Genomic DNA, 16584 nt, shown 5'->3' with positions numbered 1-16584 from the left:
GACCTGTTTCCGGGGCATGTTGTACGGCTGATTTTACTTGAACTGGCGAAGGCTTTCGCCCAGATGCTTAGGTTCCTGTATTGTTTGATGCCGGTCCTCAGGCAGTTTCGCCCATTGCTCTGCGTCGCCATACCCATAGGCTGCACGCAACACGGTCATTGCCGTGCAAGTTTCACATAGCTCCAGCGGGGCTTTCGCTTGATCCTCGATCAAGACGAACTTCTGCTGCAAGCCACCATTGGCTTTCAGGATGCGACCAATCTGTTGCGACTTTCCAAGCCCGACATTGTCATACATTCCGTTGAAATCACGAGAGTAAATTTTCTGCTCGTCAAAGGGAAGGTTGGCCATTTTCAGGAAAGAGATCACAGCGGCCTTGTCCCGGGCTGTGCAAATATAGGTGTCGAACAATTCTGTGGAATCCCGCAGCGCCTCGACCGCTTCGTTATAGGCGGTAAACAACGTATCATAGCGATTTTCGAGCAGGTATTGCAGGTCGCGGCGTGTGCCATAAAATATGGTGTCGAACTTGCGGGATTTAGCTTCATCCACCAAGGCATCAAAGGCTTTCCAATACGCCTTGGACGAAGAAAACTGGCGATTTGAGCGCACGAAATATTCAATCTGATAGAGGTAATCCTTTCCGTCCACGACATAGGGACGGTACGGTCGCAATGCTTCAGTAAGCGCTTCGACTTCGCCACTTTCCAGCGTTGTTTCCACAACATGCCGAGAAAGCGCTGGAAGGGTTCCTTCAAGCAATTGCATGGCAAAATGACTGACGGTTGCACACTCATACAGCGAGTTGCACAAGACTCCGTCAAAATCCCAGATGCAAATCATGACGTTCCCTCCGGCGCCACATTATTCAACAGGATTGGTAGGGCCGCGATGCATTTTTCAGTCGCTCCGGCATGCGTCTGCAAGAAATCGCGTGTGGCGTACGAGAACTTCCGCGCATCCCAACGGTCGGCAAGAAAATCGAGGGTGAAGGTCTCCAACTCTTCAATTGTTTCGCATTGCGTCAGAATACCAGCTTCGATCGCTTCCACCGATGGATATTCGATGTTCCAGGTATAGGGGCCCACGACCACTGGTTTGCCCAGCAGCAGTGGCTCAATCACATTGTGGGATCCGCGCGGATGGAAGCTTCTGCCAACGACAACCATATCTGATAGGGCAAGATAGAAGAACATTTCACCAAGTGAGTTGCCGACAATCACATCGATATCGTCAAGCGCCAGACTTTCTTTCTCTGAAAGGTCTGCATCCAGCCAATCGCTTCGCGCACAGGCCCGCAGGCCGTAGCTATTCAAGCTTTGGGTCAGTCCAGAAAAACGCTCGGGTTCGCGCGGGACATAGATGAAAAGAGGTCTGGTTTCAGTATCCTCAACGCGCTCCAGCATATGTTTCATATAGCTGAAGTGAAGTTCCTCTTCTTCCGCGACCGCGCTGGACAGTGCAATGGCTTTGCGATTGGCAAATCCGGCCGACGCCTTAAGCTCATTGGCTGCTGCCAGATGATGTTTTGGCACGGGTTGGTCAAAACGAAGCTCGCCGGTGACGGCGATGTTCTTGATGCCCACTGCATGAAAGCGATCCTTGTGAAGGCTCGATTTCACCATCATGCCGGAAAGCTCACGCATGACGCCGGAACGTATGCCAAAAAGCTTTCGGTCCAATTCAACGCTCCGGCTTGAAAACAGGCCATTGCATAGAAAAAGAGGCACCCTCCGCCTGCGGCTTGCTGAAATCATGCGTGGCCAGATGTCGGCCTCGACGATAAGCCCGTATTTCGGGGCAAAAGTTCTGAAAAACCGTGAGTACACCCAATCAAACTCGAAGGGTACATAAACAGCTTTCAACCGTCCCGCTGCCATATCTTCTGCAAACATTGACTGGGAGGTGCGCCGCCCTGCAGGAGTGAAGTGGGTTAGGATCACCCTTTCCCCCTGTGCAAGCAGCGCCCGTACCAAGGGTGTTACTGCAATGGTCTCGCCCATAGACACGGCATGAATCCAAACTGATGAGGACATGCCGAGATCCTGATATGAACCAAAACGCTCGGCCAGATGCTCTCTATATTCCCGGTCCTTGCTGCCGCGCAGGAACAAATATCCAAGAGCAAATGGAAACAACAGAACCCAGATCAAGGTGTATAATATATGAGTAATATATAGTTTAATTTCGGGTCTCAGTTTATTCGTCTTTTGGATTTGCGAGTCCCGTACAGTATCGGGACGTGAAGGAGTGTTGGCTCATTATCAGGTCTTTTCGTTGCGGACGGTCGAGAAATCAAGTCCTCCACTATTGATCAAGCGGGGTTTCATTCCCGCGATGAAGGATTCCACTGAAGTTGTCCCAGATTTTCGGACAGTTTCGCAGCTTTTCTAAGGTGAATCGTGTTTAGGTTTCATGCTGCTTTCTGCTCTTCCAAGCCCGCCCAATATGCCTCGTCGGGCGTTCGCCGATCAAGCGCGGAATGGGGTTGCTCGGCGTTGTAGAATGCGATCCAGTTTTTGACGACGCAGCGGGCCTGGAAGCCGTGATTGATCTCTTAGAGATAGATCGCATCAGGCTGCGCCACAGCCGTTCGTTAAAGATGTTGTCCAGATAACGCCCGCGTCCATCCATTGAGATGCGCACGCTTGCCTCGGTCAGCGTCGAGATCCAAGCCGATCCCGTGAACTGCGACCCTTGATCCGTGTTCATGACCTCGGGAGGGCCGTGTTTGGCGATGGCTTCGTTCAGGGCATCGACCATTGCCCGGCAGGCGATTTGCAAAGCAAATCTGCCGGGAGGGGCAGAAGTCGGCATGCATCGTATTCGACAGCCGCCAGCTCAGGACCTTGCGCGATGCCCAATCCATTATCGCCACGAGATAGAGGAATCCGTTTCGCACCGGGACGAAGGTTATCTCGGCGCACCAGACCTGGTTTGGCCTCTCGATCTGCATGCATCGAAGCAGGTAGGGATAGACCGGATGCTTGGGATGCGGCTGGCTGGTGCGGGGCTGTTTGGAGATCGCCTCCAGCCCCATCTTCGCCATCAGCCTTCTTACGCGATGGCGCCCGACAACGATCCCGTCCCGGCACAGATAGGCGGCGATCTGGCGGCTGCCGAAGAACGGGTATCTGGTGAAGACCCGGTCGACCTCTTTCATCATCGCCAGCGTGTTCGCGTCGATCCCGACCGGCGTGTAGTATAACGCCGACCGCGACAGCCGCACCAGTTTGCATTGCTGGCTGATGCTCAACTCGGGATGGTCCCGCTTAATCATCGCGCGTTTCTTCTCGGGGCTTACCGCTTCAGCCCTTCGGACAAAAAAATCATTCTCGACAGCCAGCCTCCCGATCTTGGCATGAAGTTCCTTAACTTCTGCTTCTGTCAGACCTTCCGGTTTGCCGCCACGGGCAAACAAATCGGCCATGCCTTCGACAGCCTGACGTTTCCATGTACTCACCTGGTTCGGGTGAACCTGATGCCTTGCCGCAATCTCCTGGATCGTCTTGTCGCCTCGCAGCGCTTCCAACGCCACCTTGGCCTTAAACTGGTCTGTAGACTTCCGGCGCTTCGCCATTCTCGTATCTCTTCAAAGGTTTGGGATACACGTTAGCTGACTGTCCAGTTTTCCGGTACTACTTCAGGGCGCGTCGGGCGTCATTTTTCGGAGGATAATGTACATCGTTGTAATGGGTTAGCGGACGGCGTCGACATCTGTTCAGTCAAGTATCACGGCGCGTTCTTGCCGGGAGCCATTGGCGTGATGGCCTGCGGACTCGGTATTCTGGAACGAAACTTGACCTCCAAGAAAATCGCCGAGCGTGACGACGGAGGCGAGTGACACGGTGTTCTGGTACGCCTTGAACCAAATTCGGCGGTAGATTGATGCCCTTCAGAAATTCCAGCCGATCTAGCAGCCGGTTTGCTCCTGCCGAATTGTTGCCAACTTCGAATTGGCGTAACCACACGAACCGCGTGAGCCGGTCATCAATGTGCTCAGATAATAAAGTGTCAAGTTGGCCGCATAGTTCATCGGACAAACGTTGTGCGATCCGAGTTTCGATCCGTCGTTCTGCAGCCACCAAAGCATCTGCGCATAACAGCTCGACTGTCGTCATCGCTGGAAGGATCGTCTGCGCCCTCCGACCTTCATCGATAAACCGCCGCGCGATATCTTCATTCGAGGTCGCAAGTTCTGCCTCCTGTTCCAGCCAGTTTTTCAGATCGCGGGCACCGCGACCGGAAAACGCCCGATAACCATAATAGGTGTCGTAGCGCTTCCATATGCTCCTGTCGGGTTTGCCGTCGTGCGGCATATGAAAGCAAGGCCTCATCGGTGAGGCCCAACTGAGCTCCTGTGGAGGCAAGCACATCGTGCGGGATCAGTTCGCCTGGTGTCAGCGCTCGGCCGGGATATCTCAGTGCGCAATGCTGAAGCGCAAAACCCAGTCTGTTTTCCGGACGGCGGCGTTGATTGATGTGGTCCAGATCTTCGTCGGACAAAGTGTAGTGCCGCAGTAGCGAGGGTTCATCGGAGGGAAGATCAAATAACGCTGCGCGCTGTCGGTCGGTCAGAATGCTGCGGCGGGGCATGAAATATGTACCTATTGAACAAGTGTCTGTTTATGACGATAGTCACGCCAGCAAAATCAATGGCTTGCAAGGCGAAAATCTGAAGGGGTCAAATGGGACAGAAAGCGGCGATCTATGCGCGGGTTTCGACTTCCGATCAGTCTTGCGAACGCCAACTGCGTGAACTGGCCGAATTTGCAGAGCGCGGCGGTTATGAAGTCACTAGTATTTTCAAGGAAACTGCATCAGGCACCAAGTCTAACCGCGCAGAGCGATCAAAAGTCTTGGAACTGACCCAAGCCCGCAAAGTCGACGCGGTGTTGGTCACCGAGCTTTCGCGTTGGGGGCGCTCCACTCAAGACTTGCTCGACACCCTTAACAAGCTCTCAGGCTGGAAAGTTTCGATCGTCGCAATGTCAGGTATGACTTTTGAATTGGACACGCCGCATGGACGCATGATGGCAACGATGCTGACAGGGATCGCGCAATTTGAACGGGACCTGATTAGTGAGCGCGTAAAATCTGGCCTGGCGGCAGCATGCGCGCGCGGGAAAAAACTAGGGCGCCAGCCGGAGCAGCGTCCAAAATCAGACAAACTTGCACCGGACGTTCTTGCCGCCGTTGAGGAAGGACGTAGCTATCGCTGGATCGCGCGCTACCTCTGCATCAGCAAGAATACCGTGCTTAGCATCGTCAAACGGCATCGCGAAAACGCTTAGAGTGTCATTTCGCCCCCTACCGTAAACGACCCCTGAAAGGTCAAAGCGAAGCCAGCAGGTCCGCGACCGCGTTGCGATACCGCGCGACCACCGCATCCCGCGCGATATGCCGTCCACCAGTTACGTTATGCCGCCCGGCTGACCACAGGTCGGTGATGACGCTGTCTTTCGCGGCGAAGCACAGACCGTCAAGGATCTGGTCCGGCGTCAGGGCGCACAGGGTCGGATCGGTGCTGTCGATGGCGACCAGATCCGCCAGACGCCCCGGCGCAATCTCGCCCGCGTCACGGCCCAGGGCTTGCGCGCCACCTCTTGCCGCGCCCGTATAAAGTGTCGCCCCGACCGAGCCTTCGCCGACCACCATCACGTTGCGCGCCACGTCGCGCAGGCGTTGGGAGTATTCCAGCGTGCGCAACTCTTCCGTCAGTGAAATATTGACGTTGCTGTCCGAGCCGACACCGAACGCGCCGCCGGCCTCAAGGAAGGTGGGGCCGTTGAAGGGGCCGTCGCCAAGGTTCGCTTCTGTAATGGGGCACAGGCCTGCAACAGCACCAGATTTCGCTATCGCGCGGGTCTCACCCTCGGTCATGTGGGTGGCGTGGATCAGGCACCAGCCGTTATCGACCGGGGCATTGGCCAGCAGCCACTCGACCGGGCGCGCGCCCAGCCAATTGTGAATATCCTCGACTTCTTTCGGCTGTTCCGAGATGTGGATATGCACTGGCCCGCCCTGATGGTCCGCCAGCGCGCGGGCCAGATCGTCGGGGGACGTGGCCCGCAGCGAATGGGGCGCAATGCCGACGCGGGCGTCATCGGGCAGGTTTGACAGCCCGGCGCGCGCGTCCGCGACAAGATCGGCAAAGCGGTCAACATCGTTGCCAAAGCGCATCTGCCCTTCGGCCAGCGGCACCTTGCCCGCCCCGCCATAGGTATAGAGCACCGGCAAATGGGTCAGGCCAATGCCGGTCTCGCCCGCCGCCGCCATCACCCGCAGCGACAATTCGGCCAGCGTGTCATAGGGCGCGCCGCCGCGTTGGTGGTGGACATAGTGAAACTCGCCTACGCTGGAATATCCGGCCTCCTGCATTTCGACGAAAACCAGCGCCGCGATGGCCTCGATCTGATCCGGGGTCAGGCGGTCCATGAAGCGATACATCAGCTCGCGCCAGGTCCAGAAACTGTCGCGCCCGGCCTTGCGGACCTCGGTCATGCCAGCCATTGCGCGCTGGAATGTGTGCGAGTGCAGGTTGCCCAAGGCCGGCAGCAGGGTATCGACGCGCACGTCACCCGGTTGGGCGGCTATATTGGCCGCGATCTGATCAATGCGGCCACCTTCAAGGGTGATGCGAACATCCTGCGCCCAACCGGACGCGAGCAGGGCCTGACGGGCGTGGATCATGGTCTTTATCCTGTGTATTTCATTTTATGTATAGACATATTGCACATAAAATTATACCAGAAAAGACGAAACTTCGCGAAAAGGACCGATCTTATGACGGCTATGCCCCAGCTTTTGACCGATCTGCACGTAGCAACCATGGCGGATGGCGACGCGCCTTACGGGATGATCCGCGACGCCGCGATTGCCATTCAGGATGGCAGAATCACCTGGGTCGGGCCGCGGGCGGACGTGCCAGCCGAATTTGCCGGGCTGGATCAGCGTGCGCTGGGTGGGCGCGTGGTGACGCCGGGGCTGATCGACTGTCATACGCATATCGTGCATGGCGGCGACCGCGCAGTGGAATTTGAAATGCGCCTGAACGGGGCCAGCTATGAGGAAGTTGCCCGCGCCGGCGGGGGGATCGTGTCGACCGTGAAGGCCACCCGCGCGGCCCGTGAAGAAGACCTGCTTGCGCAGGCACTGCGCCGCGTCGATGTGCTGATCTCCGAAGGCGTGACCACGATCGAGGTCAAGTCCGGCTATGGTCTGGACCTGGACACCGAACTTCGGATGCTGCGCGTGGCGCGCCAGATCGCGGACCAGCGCCCCCTTCGCGTGATAACCACCTTCCTCGGCGCCCATGCCACCCCGCCGGAATACACGGGCCGCGACGACGCGTACATTGACGAAGTGTGCATCCCAGCCCTGCGTGCGGCCCACGCCGAAGCGTTGGTGGATGCAGTGGACGGGTTCTGTGAGGGCATTGCGTTCCAACCCGCCCAGATCGCCCGCGTCTTTGACGTGGCACAGGAACTGGGCTTGCCGGTCAAACTGCACGCCGAACAATTGTCCAATCTGGGCGGCGCGAAGCTGGCGGCCAGCTATGGCGCACTGTCGGCCGATCATATCGAGTATCTGGACGAAGACGGCGTATGCGCGATGGCGGACGCTGGCACCGTGGGCGTGATCCTGCCCGGTGCGTTCTACACCCTGCGTGAAACCCAGCAGCCCCCGCTTGATCTTCTGCGCAAGCATAATGTGCCGATTGCGCTCGCGACGGATTTGAATCCCGGCACCTCTCCTTTGAACTCGATCCTGCTGACGATGAACATGGGCTGCACCCTGTTTCGCATGACACCCGAAGAAGCGCTGCGCGGCGTCACGCAACACGCCGCTGCCGCGCTGGGGCTGGCGGATTTGGGCACGATTGCGCCGGGGCAGGTGGCCGATCTGGCCGTTTGGGACATCGCGGAACCTGCGGAACTGTCCTATCGCATCGGCTTCAATCCGTTGGCGTTTCGTATCACTGGAGAAATCGCATGACCACACTGACCCTGACACCCGGCGCCACCACTCTGGCCGATCTGGAAATGATCTGGCGCGACGGGCTTGCCGTGCGCCTTGATCCGGCCTGCCATGACGGCATCCGTGCGGCGCAGGCACAGATTGCTGACGCGGCCAATGGGACGGACGCGGTTTACGGCGTGAACACCGGCTTTGGCAAACTGGCCTCGGTCAAAATCGACCCGTCCGACACTGCCACCCTGCAACGCAACCTGATCCTGTCCCATTGCTGCGGCGTGGGCGAGGCGATCCCCGAACCCCACGCCCGCCTGATGATGGCGCTGAAACTGCTGTCGCTGGGGCGCGGTGCGTCCGGCGTGCGGATGGAGCTGGTCGAGCTGCTGGAAGGGATGCTGGCGCGCGGCGTCACGCCGGTGATCCCGGTGCAGGGATCGGTCGGCGCGTCCGGCGATCTGGCCCCGCTGGCGCATATGGCAGCGGCAATGATTGGCCACGGCGAAGCGACGTTCGAAGGCAAAGTTCTGCCGGGGGCCGAGGCGTTGCGCCGCGCAGGCCTGACCCCCATCGTGCTGGGCGCGAAAGAGGGGCTGGCCCTGATCAACGGCACGCAATTCACCACCGCCTATGCACTGATCGGCCTGTTTGGCGCGTGGCGGGCGATGTGCTCGGCTTTGGTCACATCGGCGATGTCCACGGACGCGATCATGGGATCGACCGCGCCCTTGCAACCCGAAATTCATTCCTTGCGCGGTCATGCGGGCCAGATCGAGGCCGCCGCAACCATGCGTGCGTTGCTGGACGGATCGGTCATTCGCGAAAGCCACCGCGAAGGGGATACCCGCGTGCAAGACCCCTATTGCATCCGGTGTCAGCCGCAGGTGACAGGTGCCGCGATGGACATGCTGCGCATGGCCGCCCGCACGTTGGAGATCGAGGCGAACGCCGCCACCGACAACCCGCTGGTGCTGAGCGAGGCGGGGCTGATCGTGTCGGGCGGCAACTTTCATGCCGAACCCGTGGGCTTTGCCGCTGACATGATCGCATTGGCGATTGCCGAGATCGGCGCGATTGCGCAACGCCGCATTGCCCTGATCGTTGATCCGGTGCTGAGCCATGATCTGCCGCCGTTCCTGACGCCCGATCCGGGGCTGAACTCGGGCTATATGATTGCCGAAGTGACCACGGCTGCGTTGATGAGCGAGAACAAGCATCTGGCGAACCCTTGCGTGACCGACTCAACGCCGACCTCGGCCAATCAGGAAGACCACGTCAGCATGGCCGCCCATGGCGCGGTGCGTCTGTCGCGCATGGTCGCCAATCTGGAACGCATCCTTGGGGTCGAACTTCTGTGCGCCGCGCAAGGGGTCGAGTTCCGCGCGCCACTGGCGACAAGTGCGCCGCTGGTATCCGTGATCGCCGCCGTGCGCGGGCAGGTCGAAACGCTGGGGGATGATCGTTACCTTGCGCCTGACTTGGAAAAAGCGGCGGCGCTGATTGCGTCGAACGCGGTTGTCGCTGCCACGAAAACCCACATGCCGGAGCTTCACCCATGACCCCTGTTGAAATTCACCGGGGCGACAGCCCCATCGTGCTGGGGCTTCCCCATACGGGGACGTATGTTCCCGAAGATATCAAGGCGCGACTGAATGCGCGCGGGCAGGGGCTGGACGACACGGATTGGCATATCCACACGCTCTATGACGGATTGCTGCCCGGCGCGACTACGGTGCGCGCGACCTTCCATCGCTATGTGATCGACGCCAACCGCGACCCGTCGGGCGTGTCGCTTTACCCCGGCCAGAACACCACCGGGCTGGTGCCGCTGACCGATTTCGACGGGCAGGACATTTGGGACACTCCGCCCACGGACGCCGAGGTCGAGGCGCGGCGCCAAGCCTTCCACGCGCCCTATCACGCCGCATTGCAGGCCGAGCTTGAGCGAGTGCGCGACCGAAACGGTATCGCGATCCTGTATGATTGCCACTCGATCCGGTCCCACATCCCGTTTCTGTTCGACGGCACCCTGCCCGATTTCAACATCGGCACAAATCTGGGCACCACCTGCGCGGCGCAGATTGAGGCCGCCGTGCAAAGCCTGTGCCAGATGGCGGATGGATATTCCACCGTCACCAACGGGCGCTTCAAGGGCGGCTGGACCACGCGCCATTATGGCCGCCCGGCCGAGGGGCTGCACGCGATTCAGATGGAACTGGCGCAAAGCACCTATCTGACGGACGAGGCCGCGCCCTGGACCTATGACACCGAAAAATCCGCGCGGCTGCGCGGGCATCTGAAAACCATTCTGACAACCTTGGCCGACATGGCACCTGACCTGAAAGGAACATCATGAGCGATCCGCGCAAGAACACCCGCGACATCTATCCCGCAACCGGCACCGAGATGACGGCCAAGCACTGGACGACCGAAGCGCCCCTGCGGATGTTGATGAACAACCTTCACCCGGATGTGGCCGAAAACCCGCACGAGCTGGTCGTCTATGGCGGCATAGGCCGCGCCGCGCGCACTTGGGACGATTTCGACAAAATCGTCGCCACTTTACGTGATCTGGACGACGATCAGACGTTGCTGGTGCAATCGGGCAAGCCCGTGGGCGTTTTCCCGACGCACAAGGACGCGCCGCGCGTGCTCATTGCGAACTCGAACCTCGTGCCGCATTGGGCGACGTGGGATCATTTCAACGAGTTGGATAAGAAGGGTCTGGCGATGTATGGCCAGATGACCGCCGGCTCGTGGATCTATATCGGTTCGCAGGGCATCGTGCAGGGCACCTATGAAACCTTTGTCGAAGCCGGGCGTCAGCATTACGGTGGCGACCTGACCGGCAAGTGGATTCTGACCGGTGGTCTGGGCGGCATGGGCGGTGCTCAGCCGTTGGCTGCCGTGATGGCCGGGGCCTGCTGTCTGGCGGTTGAGTGCAACCCCGACAGCATCGACTTTCGCCTGCGCACCCGTTACGTGGACGAAAAAACCGACAGTCTGGACGAGGCGCTTGAGATGATCGAACGCTGGACCGCTGCCGGTGAAGCCAAGTCGGTCGCGCTTCTGGGCAATGCTGCCGATGTGTTCCCCGAACTGGTAAAACGCGGCATCCGCCCCGACATCGTCACCGACCAGACCAGCGCCCATGACCCCGTGAACGGCTATCTGCCGCAGGGCTGGACCATGGCGGAATGGCGCGAGAAGCGCGAAAGCGACCCGAAAGCGGTCGAGAAGGCTGCTCGCGCGTCGATGAAGGTGCAGGTCAAGGCGATGGTCGATTTCCACGCCGCCGGCATCCCGACCGTCGATTACGGCAACAACATCCGCCAGATGGCGCTGGAGGAAGGGCTTGAGAACGCCTTTGATTTCCCCGGCTTCGTGCCCGCCTATATCCGCCCGCTGTTCTGCCGCGGCATCGGCCCGTTCCGTTGGGCAGCCCTGTCGGGCGATCCGGAAGACATCTACAAGACCGACGCCAAGGTGAAGGAAATTCTGGCCGAAGACAGCCACCTGCACAACTGGCTGGACATGGCCCGCGAGCGGATCGCGTTCCAGGGTCTGCCCGCGCGGATCTGCTGGGTTGGTCTGGGCGTGCGTCACAAGCTGGGTCTGGCGTTCAACGAAATGGTGCGCAATGGCGAATTGAAAGCGCCGATCGTGATTGGCCGCGACCATCTAGACAGCGGGTCCGTTGCCTCGCCCAACCGCGAAACCGAGGCAATGATGGACGGCTCGGATGCCGTATCGGACTGGCCGCTTCTGAACGCGCTGCTGAACACCGCGTCGGGCGCAACCTGGGTGTCTCTGCACCACGGTGGCGGGGTTGGCATGGGCTTCAGCCAGCACTCGGGCATGGTGATCTGCTGTGACGGGACCGAGGACGCAGACCGCCGGATCGAGCGTGTCTTGTGGAACGACCCGGCCACCGGCGTCATGCGCCACGCCGATGCAGGCTATGAGATCGCCAAGGAGTGCGCGCGCGAGAACGGCTTGAACCTGCCGGGTATTCTGTAAAGATCAGGGGGGCGACAATCGCCCCCCATTCCAATGCAGGAGACCCAGATATGATCGAACGTATCGACACCGGCATCCGGTCGTCAAAGATCGTGAAACACAATGGCGTGGCTTACCTGACCGGACAGGTCGGGGAAGGCGACACCATTCAGGACCAAACCGCCGAGTGCCTGCGCCGCGTCGATGCGTTGCTGACGCAGGCGGGATCGTCGCGCGAACACATGCTGCGCGCCACCATCTGGCTGGCTGACATGAGCGATTTCGACGGGCTGAACGAGGTCTGGAACGCCTGGGTGCCCGAGGGCCATGCGCCTGCCCGCGCCTGTGGCGAAGCCAAACTGGCGCGACCCGAATTGAAGGTCGAGATCATCGTGGATGCGGCGTATAGCTGACCAAACCCTTGGAAAGGCCCGTGCAGATCACTCTGCGCGGGTCGTTTTTCATGGGCGTCTAATATTGCATCGTCACGCGGTGGCCGCGGCGATAGGTCAGTTGCACAAAGGTGATCGTCCGCCCCTCAAGCCACGTGGTGCGTTCCGTCTGGAACAGGGCGTCGCCTTCGGTGCAATCCAGATAATCCGCGATGGTCGCGTCGGCCTGAACCGCGTGAAAGCTGATCTGCGCGTCGGTGAACGGCACGGTCGAGACCAGCCATTCGTTGGGACCTACTTCCGAGAAATCATGCTGCTCGGCTTCCGGCAGGGCCGAGAGGTTGATCCAACGATCCTCGTGCTGATACGGCGCGCCATCGGCGTAATGCATACAGGTCAGGTGCAACACCCGGTCGTCACGCTGCAACGCCATGCGGGCACGCAGCCAGTTGGGGGCGGGTTCGGCCTGACCGTGCACCAGCGCATAGCGATAGGTGGCGCCCAGCTCCTCGATCTCCTGCCCGACGATGGGGATGTTCAGGCGGACCTGCCGGATTGGATTTTGCCGCACCCGCGTGCCGGCCTTGCGGCGGCGTTCGATGATGCCATCATCGGCCAGTTCGCGCATCGCCCGATTGACAGTGGCTCGCGCACAGCCATAGCTTGCGGCCAGGTCGACCTCGTTCGGCATGGCGCTGCCGGGGGCAAGCGTGCCTTGGGTGATCTGGCGCAGGATATCGGCTTTCACCTCGCGATAGGTTATGGACATGATGTGCCTTTCGACCTTGCGGTTTTGGATGATCCCGGCGGATTTTTTCAAAAGATATAGACATAAGGCGTAAAAGGCCAGACATAGCGTGTCAGGCGTTGAAGGCGCTGGCCACATGATCCTGAAAGGCGGCGACCAGCGGCGCGGTATGCGGATGTGATGCACGGGCCAGCGCGATGCGGTGGGGCACAAGCGGGTCTGACAGTTCCAGCCGTGTGACGGGCTGGCCGTCACAGGCGGTGTCCTGCGCGATGTCGGTGGCGACCAGCCCCACGCCCATATTGTTGGCGACCATGGCGCGCAACATCTCGACCGAGCCGGTTTCATGCGCGATGCGCGGCCGGATACCGTTCATCTGCGCCAGCGTCAGGAAATAATCGCGACTGTGTGGCAGGCTCATCAAGATCAGCGGATCGGTCAGAAGTTCCGCCATTGCAACCGTCCCCCGTCCGGCCAGCGGATGCGTGCCCGCGACCAGACCATAGGGGCGGATATCGGCCAGCGGTGTGATCTCCAGCGTCGAGGGCAGACCGAAATCATAGATCAGGGCAAGGTCGATGCGGCCGTTTTCCAGCCATCGGGTCAGCCGGTCAAGGTCGCCTTCGTGCAGCTTGATTGCCGGGTTGGGATTGGTCTTTTGAAAGCCGTTGACCAGCGCAGGTGCGTAACGGGGGCCAAGGGTCGAGAAGACGCCAAGGTTCAGGACCTCCGCCCCGCTGTCTTTGTGATCAAGCACCGATTGCGCCTGTGCGCGCAGGCTGCGCAAGGCGCCCAACTTACGCAACCCGAACGCGGTGGGCGCGATGCCCTGACCCGCGCTGCGCGCGAACAGCGGGCGGCCAAAATGATCCTCGACCTTGGTAATTGCCAGCGACACCGACGGTTGCGACACGTTCAACACCCGCGCGGCGGCGGCGGTGCTGCCGGTGTCCGCGGCGGCGATGACATAGTCGATCTGGCGCAGGCTGATGGGTATAGTTTGCATTAATCGCTCTATCAGCAATGTGTATTTCTAGTTATAGCATGTTGGCCTGTATGCTCAACCGATCAAAATCGGAGGATCATATGCCAACGCAGCCCCCCAATTCCCAAACGTCCCAGCCCCTGAGCGGGGTGCGCGTGCTTGATTTCACCCGCGTTCTGGCGGGTCCATACTGCACCGCAATGATGGCCGATCTGGGTGCGGATGTGATCAAGGTCGAAGCCGCGCATGGCGACGATTACCGCCATATCGGCCCGTTCAAGGATGGCGAAAGCCTGTTGTTTCAGGCGATCAACCGGGGCAAGCGGTCCATTGCGCTGGACCTGAAATCGCCCGACGCGATTGCGACGGTCAAGGTGCTGCTGGCCGATTGCGACGTGCTGATCGAAAACTTCCGCCCCGGCGTGATGGAGAAACTGGGGCTAAGCTATGACGCGCTGGCCGAGGGCTTTCCCCATCTGGTTTATGTGTCTGTTTCCGGTTTCGGGCAGACCGGGCCGAACACCAAAAAACCCGCCTATGACATCATCGTACAGGCGATGAGCGGGTTGATGGACGCGACCGGAGAACCTGATGGCGCGCCGACGATGGTGGGCGAGGCGTTGGGTGACGTGGCCGGTGGCCTGTTTGCCGCATGGGGCACGATGGTTGCCCTGTTTGATCGCAGTCGCACGGGGCTGGGACGTCATGTGGATGTGGCGCTGTTTGACGGGTTGGTGTCGATGATGCCCATTCTGGCCTGCCGCACATTGATGGGGGGCGAGGAACCCATACGCACCGGCAACCGCCACCCGCTGTCCGCGCCTTTTGGCACCTATCCGGCGGCGGACGGGCATTTCGCACTGGCAGTTCTGAATGACCGGCTGTTTGCGACCTTCTGCGAGGTGATCGGCCAGCCCGCACTGGTGCAGGATGCGCGGTTTGCCAGCGATCCTTTGCGCCGCGAAAACGAACCTGCCTTGGCGGAGTATATCGACCAGTGGGCAGGCACGTTGCCTGTGGATCAGGTGGTGGACCACCTGTCGGCGGCGGGCATTCCGGCATCCTCCATTCAATCGGTGGCCGAGGCTTGGGCCTCGCCTCAAGCGGTGGAGCGCGGGTTGGCGTCCACGGTCACGCACCCCGGTTTGGGCGTTTTGAACGTCCCCGAACAGCCGGTGCATTTCAGCGGTGTGGGACGCGGCGGGCGCAAACCGGCCCCGGCCCTGAACGCAGATGCAGGCGACATTCTGAACACTTTGAACAAGGAGCAAGGCGCATGACCACCTATCCCATGAGCGACGACGAACGCGCGCTGGTCGCGCAGATCGAACGGTTCGCGACCGAGGTTTTGGCCCCGAAAGCGGCGCAGATCGACGAGGAATCCCTGTTTGCCACCGTCCATCGGGACGCGATGGCGGAATTGGGCTTGTTTGGCCTGAACCTGCCGGAAGAGCACGACGGTATCGGCCTGTCCGGCCCCGCGCTGTATGCGGCGGTCGAGGCGATTGCGGGGGCCTGTGGGTCGACCGCATCCATGCTGACCGCGCATTTTCTGGCGACGGATTCGCTGCTGCTGGGGGCAGATGCCGACTTGCAGGCGCGCATTTTGCCGGGTGCGGCGGCGGGCACGTCACTGGGTGCGTTTGCCCTGACCGAACCGCAGGCCGGGTCGAACCCCGCCGACATGCGCACGACGGCGAAGCGCGAAGGTGATGGATACCGGATCAAGGGGTCCAAGTGCTTTATCTCGAACGCGGGGGCGGCGGATTTCATGGTGGTCTATGCCAAGACCGACCCCGATGCCGGTGCGCGTGGTGTCAGCGCCTTTATCGTCGAGCCGAAGAAGATCGACGGCGTGGCGATCGCGCCGCATGAAAAGACGATGGGCCTGAAAGGCGGGCATGTGTTTGGCATCAGCTTTGATTGCTGGGTGCCGGAAGAAAACTGTCTGGGCGACGAGGGCACGGGCTTTCGCACCGCGATGAAAGTGCTGGACAACGGCCGGATCGAGGTTGCGGCGCAGGCCACGGGCATCGCCGAAGCTGCGCTGAACGCCGCGATATCCTATGCCAAGGAACGTCAGGTAAGCGGTCATCCGATTGCCGATTTTCAGGGGCTGCAATGGATGCTGGCCGACAGCGCCACCGAATTGGCAGCCGCCCGCGCGCTGGCGATGCAGGCGGCGACCCTGCGCGGGACCGGCGTGCGCTATTCCAGCGAATCCGCCTTTGCCAAGCTTTACGCCAGTGAGGCAGCGTGGCGGATTGCCGATCGGGCACTGCAAATTCACGGAGGTTACGGTTACACCCGCGACTTCCCGCTGGAACGCTATCTGCGCGATCTTCGGATTTTCCGCATCTATGAAGGGTCGTCCGAGATCCAGCGCACAATCATTGCGCGAGGGCTGCTGGCATAACCCGCTTTTTGCGCCGGAAAGATTGACTCTATTATGTATTTACATAATAGCTTTATGCACGGATTTGACC

At 60.1% G+C, this 16584-nt stretch carries 13 protein-coding genes and 2 pseudogenes; 8 read left to right on the top strand and 7 right to left on the bottom strand.

Annotated features, from left to right (window positions below):
* Window positions 1-33 precede the first annotated feature (33 nt).
* The 4 genes and pseudogenes from IE188_RS13510 to IE188_RS13495 form a co-directional block, all read right to left on the bottom strand.
* Complete coding sequence (locus tag IE188_RS13510; RefSeq protein WP_191287041.1) at window positions 34-843, bottom strand: hypothetical protein; 810 nt, start codon at window positions 841-843, stop codon at window positions 34-36.
* Window positions 840-2153, bottom strand: coding sequence for a 3-deoxy-D-manno-octulosonic acid transferase (locus tag IE188_RS13505; RefSeq protein WP_191287040.1), 1314 nt, complete (start codon window positions 2151-2153; stop codon window positions 840-842). Before IE188_RS13505 ends, IE188_RS13510 begins: the two co-directional genes overlap by 4 nt.
* Window positions 2154-2413: 260 nt before the next feature.
* Window positions 2414-3580, bottom strand: a pseudogene (locus tag IE188_RS13500) (IS3 family transposase).
* Window positions 3581-3812: 232 nt separating this feature from the next.
* Window positions 3813-4596, bottom strand: a pseudogene (locus tag IE188_RS13495) (DUF4158 domain-containing protein); the annotation flags it as partial.
* A 92-nt stretch (window positions 4597-4688) separates the two neighbouring features.
* On the opposite strand from IE188_RS13495, the gene IE188_RS13490 reads away from it, so the two are divergent.
* The gene (locus IE188_RS13490; protein ID WP_191287039.1) at window positions 4689-5294 is read left to right on the top strand and encodes a recombinase family protein; all 606 of its coding nucleotides are present in this window, start codon (window positions 4689-4691) and stop codon (window positions 5292-5294) included.
* 40 nt (window positions 5295-5334) lie between these two features.
* Here the strand turns inward: IE188_RS13490 and IE188_RS13485 are convergent, their stop codons facing one another.
* Window positions 5335-6693 (bottom strand): formimidoylglutamate deiminase, encoded by a 1359-nt coding sequence (locus IE188_RS13485; protein WP_191287038.1) that lies wholly within the window; start codon window positions 6691-6693, stop codon window positions 5335-5337.
* A gap of 93 nt (window positions 6694-6786) precedes the next feature.
* Between IE188_RS13485 and hutI the strand changes: the two genes are divergently transcribed.
* From hutI to IE188_RS13460, 5 genes are read left to right on the top strand one after another with little or no spacing between them, the layout of a single operon-like run.
* On the top strand, window positions 6787-7998 hold the full coding sequence (hutI, locus tag IE188_RS13480) for an imidazolonepropionase (RefSeq protein ID WP_191287037.1): 1212 nt from the start codon (window positions 6787-6789) through the stop codon (window positions 7996-7998).
* Window positions 7995-9533 carry a histidine ammonia-lyase gene (gene hutH, locus IE188_RS13475; protein ID WP_191287036.1) on the top strand — a complete coding sequence of 513 codons (1539 nt, stop codon included), beginning with the start codon at window positions 7995-7997 and terminating at the stop codon, window positions 9531-9533. Before hutI ends, hutH begins: the two co-directional genes overlap by 4 nt.
* A complete protein-coding gene (hutG, locus tag IE188_RS13470) occupies window positions 9530-10330 on the top strand; it encodes an N-formylglutamate deformylase (protein ID WP_191287035.1) in 801 nt (266 codons plus the stop codon). Before hutH ends, hutG begins: the two co-directional genes overlap by 4 nt.
* Complete coding sequence (hutU, locus tag IE188_RS13465; RefSeq protein WP_191287034.1) at window positions 10327-11994, top strand: urocanate hydratase; 1668 nt, start codon at window positions 10327-10329, stop codon at window positions 11992-11994. The genes hutG and hutU overlap by 4 nt, the downstream gene beginning before the upstream one ends.
* 50 nt (window positions 11995-12044) lie before the next feature.
* Window positions 12045-12386 carry a RidA family protein gene (locus tag IE188_RS13460; protein ID WP_191287033.1) on the top strand — a complete coding sequence of 114 codons (342 nt, stop codon included), beginning with the start codon at window positions 12045-12047 and terminating at the stop codon, window positions 12384-12386.
* Between the two features lie 58 nt (window positions 12387-12444).
* Here IE188_RS13460 and IE188_RS13455 read toward each other — a convergent pair whose 3' ends face one another.
* Both IE188_RS13455 and IE188_RS13450 read right to left on the bottom strand, forming a co-directional pair.
* Window positions 12445-13134, bottom strand: coding sequence for a GntR family transcriptional regulator (locus tag IE188_RS13455; protein WP_191287032.1), 690 nt, complete (start codon window positions 13132-13134; stop codon window positions 12445-12447).
* A gap of 91 nt (window positions 13135-13225) precedes the next feature.
* The gene (locus IE188_RS13450; protein WP_191287031.1) at window positions 13226-14119 is read right to left on the bottom strand and encodes a LysR family transcriptional regulator; all 894 of its coding nucleotides are present in this window, start codon (window positions 14117-14119) and stop codon (window positions 13226-13228) included.
* An 80-nt stretch (window positions 14120-14199) separates the two neighbouring features.
* Here IE188_RS13450 and IE188_RS13445 point away from each other — a divergent pair, with 80 nt between their 5' ends.
* A complete protein-coding gene (locus IE188_RS13445; RefSeq protein WP_191287030.1) occupies window positions 14200-15378 on the top strand; it encodes a CaiB/BaiF CoA transferase family protein in 1179 nt (392 codons plus the stop codon).
* A complete protein-coding gene (locus tag IE188_RS13440; protein ID WP_191287029.1) occupies window positions 15375-16514 on the top strand; it encodes an acyl-CoA dehydrogenase family protein in 1140 nt (379 codons plus the stop codon). The genes IE188_RS13445 and IE188_RS13440 overlap by 4 nt, the downstream gene beginning before the upstream one ends.
* Window positions 16515-16584 lie beyond the last annotated feature (70 nt).

Source organism: Aliiroseovarius zhejiangensis (assembly GCF_014656375.1).
Lineage (GTDB): Bacteria > Pseudomonadota > Alphaproteobacteria > Rhodobacterales > Rhodobacteraceae > Aliiroseovarius > Aliiroseovarius zhejiangensis.
The sequence above is the reverse complement of the archived record's forward strand: the minus strand, read 5'-3'. Positions and strand labels throughout refer to the sequence as shown.

Bases quoted from the DNA above. Each gene is read 5' to 3' on its own strand.
- IE188_RS13510 (WP_191287041.1), bottom strand. From the start codon at position 843: ATGATTTGCATCTGGGATTTTGACGGAGTCTTGTGCAACTCGCTGTAT.
- IE188_RS13490 (WP_191287039.1), top strand. From the start codon at position 4,689: ATGGGACAGAAAGCGGCGATCTATGCGCGGGTTTCGACTTCCGATCAG.
- IE188_RS13485 (WP_191287038.1), bottom strand. From the start codon at position 6,693: ATGATCCACGCCCGTCAGGCCCTGCTCGCGTCCGGTTGGGCGCAGGAT.
- hutI (WP_191287037.1), top strand. From the start codon at position 6,787: ATGACGGCTATGCCCCAGCTTTTGACCGATCTGCACGTAGCAACCATG.
- hutH (WP_191287036.1), top strand. From the start codon at position 7,995: ATGACCACACTGACCCTGACACCCGGCGCCACCACTCTGGCCGATCTG.
- hutG (WP_191287035.1), top strand. From the start codon at position 9,530: ATGACCCCTGTTGAAATTCACCGGGGCGACAGCCCCATCGTGCTGGGG.
- hutU (WP_191287034.1), top strand. From the start codon at position 10,327: ATGAGCGATCCGCGCAAGAACACCCGCGACATCTATCCCGCAACCGGC.
- IE188_RS13460 (WP_191287033.1), top strand. From the start codon at position 12,045: ATGATCGAACGTATCGACACCGGCATCCGGTCGTCAAAGATCGTGAAA.
- IE188_RS13455 (WP_191287032.1), bottom strand. From the start codon at position 13,134: ATGTCCATAACCTATCGCGAGGTGAAAGCCGATATCCTGCGCCAGATC.
- IE188_RS13450 (WP_191287031.1), bottom strand. From the start codon at position 14,119: ATGCAAACTATACCCATCAGCCTGCGCCAGATCGACTATGTCATCGCC.
- IE188_RS13445 (WP_191287030.1), top strand. From the start codon at position 14,200: ATGCCAACGCAGCCCCCCAATTCCCAAACGTCCCAGCCCCTGAGCGGG.
- IE188_RS13440 (WP_191287029.1), top strand. From the start codon at position 15,375: ATGACCACCTATCCCATGAGCGACGACGAACGCGCGCTGGTCGCGCAG.